The 4,495-nt window shown below is 59.8% G+C and carries 2 protein-coding genes and 2 pseudogenes; 2 read left to right on the top strand and 2 right to left on the bottom strand.

Features of this window, described 5'->3' with window-relative positions:
• The first annotated feature begins 198 nt into the window (after positions 1–198).
• Both OJJ21_RS06400 and OJJ21_RS06395 read left to right on the top strand, forming a co-directional pair.
• Complete coding sequence (locus OJJ21_RS06400; RefSeq protein ID WP_297684301.1) at positions 199–1,644, top strand: IS4 family transposase; 1,446 nt, start codon at positions 199–201, stop codon at positions 1,642–1,644.
• 25 nt (positions 1,645–1,669) lie between these two features.
• A pseudogene (locus OJJ21_RS06395) lies at positions 1,670–2,140 on the top strand (transposase); the annotation flags it as partial.
• Between the two features lie 2 nt (positions 2,141–2,142).
• Here the strand turns inward: OJJ21_RS06395 and OJJ21_RS06390 are convergent.
• Together OJJ21_RS06390 and OJJ21_RS06385 are read right to left on the bottom strand one after the other, a co-directional pair.
• Positions 2,143–2,787, bottom strand: a pseudogene (locus OJJ21_RS06390) (IS630 family transposase); the annotation flags it as partial.
• Positions 2,788–2,979: 192 nt separating this feature from the next.
• A complete protein-coding gene (locus OJJ21_RS06385) occupies positions 2,980–3,759 on the bottom strand; it encodes a glycosyltransferase (protein WP_297684299.1) in 780 nt (259 codons plus the stop codon).
• Positions 3,760–4,495 lie beyond the last annotated feature (736 nt).

The raw sequence follows: 4,495 nt of genomic DNA, 5'->3' as shown, positions 1-4,495 counted from the left end.
GAAGAACGACGCGGCCGATGCCGAAGCGATTGCGGAGGCGGCCGGCAGGCCGACGGTGCGTTTCGTGGTAGCCAAGACGACCGCGCAGCGTAACCCTCCGGTGAAGCTTTCGATTACCCACATCTCCTTGGGCGCGATTTGCTCCCGTTGAATCATCCGTGATTCTGTCTGTGACGCCGAATCGCGGAGGCGTCACGGATGAGCGGAGACATGGAGGCCGGCGGGGTAGGCTGGCATGAAGCTGAAGTCGCCTCGGCAGGACTGCCGGACAAACGCCTGGCGCGCCGGTTGCAACGCCTGCTCGATCAGATGTCGGCATCGCCCGGCCAGCCCGTCCCGGCAGCATGCGGCGACTGGGCGGCGACGAAGGCGGCCTATCGGTTCTTCGACAACCCGCGCGTCACCGAGCATGGGGTGCTGGCCGGCCATTTCGCAGCGACCGCCATGCGCTGCGCGGCGAGCGAGGAACCGATCCTCATCCTGCAGGACACGACCGAGTTCATCTACAACCGCGCGCGGCCGGGCAAGATCGGCTTCACCAAGACCATCAATGCTGGGCATTATAAGGCGGGCCAGCCCAATGTCGTGACCTTGTGTGGGATGCTGATGCATTCGAGCCTGGCGGTGACCGTGAAGGGCACGCCGCTCGGGCTGACGGCGGCGAAATTCTGGACACGCACAAAGTTCAAGGGAACGCTCGCACTCAAGCGGCACGTCAATCCCACGCGCGTGCCGATCGAGGAGAAAGAAAGCTATCGCTGGCTGGAGAACCTGCGCCAGTCGATGGCGCTCGTCGGTGCGCCGGAACGCTGCGTGCATGTGGCCGACCGTGAGAGCGACATCTACGAACTTTTCTGCCTCGCACAGGATCTCGGTACGCGCTTTCTGGTGCGGGTGCAGACCAATCGGTTGGCCGCGGCGCCCGCCGACGCTGAACCGGAGCACGGGGCGCATCGCGTCTTCGCCCAGCTCGCGGCTGCGCCCTGGACGGGACGCCATTGCGTCAGGATCGGCCAGGACGAGACGGCGTGCGTGCATGTGAAGTTTGCCGCTATCGAGACCTTGCCGCCCGTTGGCAAGCAGAAGCGATACAGTCCTCAGCTTCTCACCTACATCCAAGCCCTTGCGATCGACCCGCCGGCGGATCGTCCGCCGATCGACTGGAAGCTGGTGACCAATCTGCCGGTCGGCGATCTCGCCGCCGCCGTCGAGAAGCTCGAATGGTACGCCTTGCGCTGGAAGGCGGAGGTGTTCCACAAGGTGATGAAGTCCGGCTGCCGCGCCGAGGAGTCCCGGCTCGAGACCGCCGAGCGGCTGGCGAAGTTCCTCGCTCTCATCGCGGTCATCAGTTGGCGGATCTTCTTCCTCACCATGTCCGCACGAGCGAAGCCCGAGGCTGAGCCGGAAACGGTCCTCACCCCAGCCGAAATCGCGACACTCGAGAGCATCGACGCAGCGCGTGCCAAGCCTCGCATCCTGCGCAGGACCTTCGCCACCTATTTGATCCAGATCGCTATGCTTGGCGGTTACCTTGCTCGTAACCACGATCCGCCACCGGGAAATGTTGTTGTCTGGCGGGGTCTGTCGCGCCTCAATGACATTGCCCTCGGCATCGCCATCGGAACTCGACGAAAATGTGGGTAATCGAAAGCCACACCGGACGGTTACCGCGCAGCAGGCCGGTACCATGGTTTTCCGGACACGGGATCTGTTCGTCCGCCAACGCACCCAGTTGATCAATGCCTTGCGCGGGCACCTCGCTGAGCACGGCGTTATCGCGCCACAGGGCGTGCTGAACGTGAAGGCCCTTGCCGACATCGTTGAAGACACGGCGTCCGGCCTCGACCTGCTGGTCGTGGAAACCGCTCGGCTCTATCTGAAACAGATAGAGCTCTTGTCGCTGAGGATCGCCACGCTCGAGAAGGCACTTCGGGATGAAGCTGCGCAAGTAGCGACCACGTCCCGGCTGATGACCATGCCCGGCATAGGGCCCGTGACGGCCACGGCCATCGAAGCGTTTGCACCGGCAATGGCGACATTCAAGCGCGGCCGGGATTTCGCCGCCTGGCTCGGGCTGGTGCCGAAGCAGAATTCCAGTGGTGGCAAGCAGGTGCTCGGCGGCATATCGAAGATGGGCAAGCCGGCGAACAGGGTGGTGGTGCCATGGCGCTTGTAGTCGTGGGTCAGGGTGGCGCCGCGGCCCTTCTTCAGCGGCAGTCCGGGCTGGGTGCGGTCGAGCGCCTGGATCTGCGATTTCTCGTCGAGGCTCAGCACCAGGGCATGAGCCGGCGGGCTGACATAGAGCCCGACCACGTCGTTGAGCTTCTCGGCAAAGGCGGGATCGTTGGAGAGCTTGAACTGCCGCCAGCGATGCGGGGCCAGGCCATGGGCCTTCCAGATCTTCTGCACTGTGGAGACCGCCAGTCCCGCGACCTTGGCCATGGCCCGCATGGTCCAGTGGGTGGCCTCATGGGGCGGCGGCTTCAGTGTCATAGCGATCACGGCCGAGGCCCTGTCTTCCGCCACAGGAGCCTTGCCCGGAGGCCGCGTCTTGTCGCGCAGCAGCCCGTCGACGCCTTCCGCCATGAGGCGGGCCTGCCAGCGCCAGACGGTGGTCTTCACCGTGCCGGTTTCTGCCATGATGGCGTGGGTGCCGACGCCGTCGGCACTCATGAGCACGATCCGGGCGCGCCAGACGTGCTTCTGCGGGGTGTTGCGATCCGCGACCAGGGCGTCAAGCCGCTGCTGGTCCGCCTCGCCGAGGGTGAACGTGATCCCGTTGCGCATGCGCCAGACAAGCACAGGCCGGCGCCAAACGGAATCCTCCAACGGACTCTTCCGTATCGGTCAATCCACTAGGGATCTTGGCGCAAAAAACTCCAGCGTCAAAAGGCCACGCTTTCGGGGATCAGATCACGCAGCCTCCGTAACCACATCAGATATCTTGACTGTCGCCGAGAGCATTCCGCACTCCACTCATCATTTGACCGGCGGCGCCAGAGTATTATTCTGCTCGGCAAGAAATTCAACCGACTCCTCCTCTGTTTCCCAAGGTGAAATTCCCGCCTTCTTTGATTTCCTCAGATCCCGAAGTACTGCAAAATTTGCATCTATCGAGCTTTGGTCTTTAAATGTAGGCAACATATGATCCACAATGCCATAATTGATGCCAAAAAAATGATAATTACCACCCTCTTTGTGGCCACCACCGTGTCCTGTGTCAATATTCCTAAGGGTCCATTCTACGTGCCCGTGGCCATAGCCTCGAAAGAGCGAACTGAGATATCCAGCCTCCGCCAAGCTCTTAGACGTCCCGCCGGTACATTGACCCGTCAGCATCGTGGTAAGGTATGGATCTGAAGGCTGCCCTGAGCCAGAAACGAGAAATTCCGATCTAGACATAATCGTAACCGGATGCGCATAATTAATATGTCCAACTGTATCGATTGCGGTCACCCACGAATCGAGCCAGTCAACCTTATCAACTTGGCAGTCGTCCTCGATTATAAGATACCTGTTTGACTTGAGGGTGTTTGCAATAAAATATAGGCCTCGGTTTTTATTCCAGCACACTCCCTTATTTTCACCGGTTATATAATAAGCACCGTTCCGAAGCGCAACTTCCTTGGTGCTGTCGGAGTTTTCGTCATCACAAACGACAATATCTACTGCCGACGTTGTGCCTGTAATAGATTCAAGTAACCGGTTGAGCGAAGCGGTTCGCTTGTATGTAGGGATTAAGATTGATATGTCCGTCATAAGCAACCTATCTGACTCAAACAGGATTGAACTTGTATTCGTCTAAAACAGCGTTGATTTGGGTGTCGAAAACCCCCTGCCTTCGGCGAAAAATCGACAGATCTTCCGATTCCGCAACCAACTCTGTTAGCGATTCGATGACATGATATGGCCTTCGAGATCGGTAATCATGTATTGCAATGAATGATCGGTCGTTAGATCGCAAAAGAGACTGACAAAAACAGGAAACTCTGAATCGGCCATCTATGAAATAAAAGTCTACAGACTCGTCTAACTGGCCCCATGGCTCAGCGTGATAGTTTAAATAGTTCACTTCACCATGGGGATATACAGGGTAGCCCCATTCTTTGGTCTCACCCACATCGGCCAAAATGAAGGCCCGCTTGTGCTTTGATTCCTCGGTGAGGGACCGGACCTTGGCGATCCACTCAGCGTCTGACTCGATCGAATAAACGGGCCCCTTTACGTGAGAGGCGGCGAAGACGGTACTCCCGCCGGCGCCAAACTCAAGATATGACGTCGTGCATGATACAAAGCTGCGGAACAGACACGCCTCGCTCGGCGACATTCGAAGTTGCAAGCCCCCCTCCCATTGGGTCGTTCATCCCCGTCTTTGTACGGCGAACGATTAAATATCCACACGCGGGGGGCCGCCCCCCCCCCCCCCCGCCGCCCCCCCGGGCCCCGCCGGGGGGGGGGCGGCGGAGGGGGCGGGGGGGGGGGGGGGGGGGGGGGA

Source organism: Ferrovibrio sp. (genome assembly GCF_025869515.1).
Taxonomy (GTDB): Bacteria; Pseudomonadota; Alphaproteobacteria; order Ferrovibrionales; family Ferrovibrionaceae; genus Ferrovibrio.
Note: the sequence above shows the minus strand (reverse complement) of the source record. Positions and strands in the feature narration are given on the sequence as shown.

Coding starts and splice junctions, on each gene's coding strand:
- OJJ21_RS06400 (WP_297684301.1), top strand. CDS start 199: ATGAGCGGAGACATGGAGGCCGGCGGGGTAGGCTGGCATGAAGCTGAA.
- OJJ21_RS06385 (WP_297684299.1), bottom strand. CDS start 3,759: ATGACGGACATATCAATCTTAATCCCTACATACAAGCGAACCGCTTCG.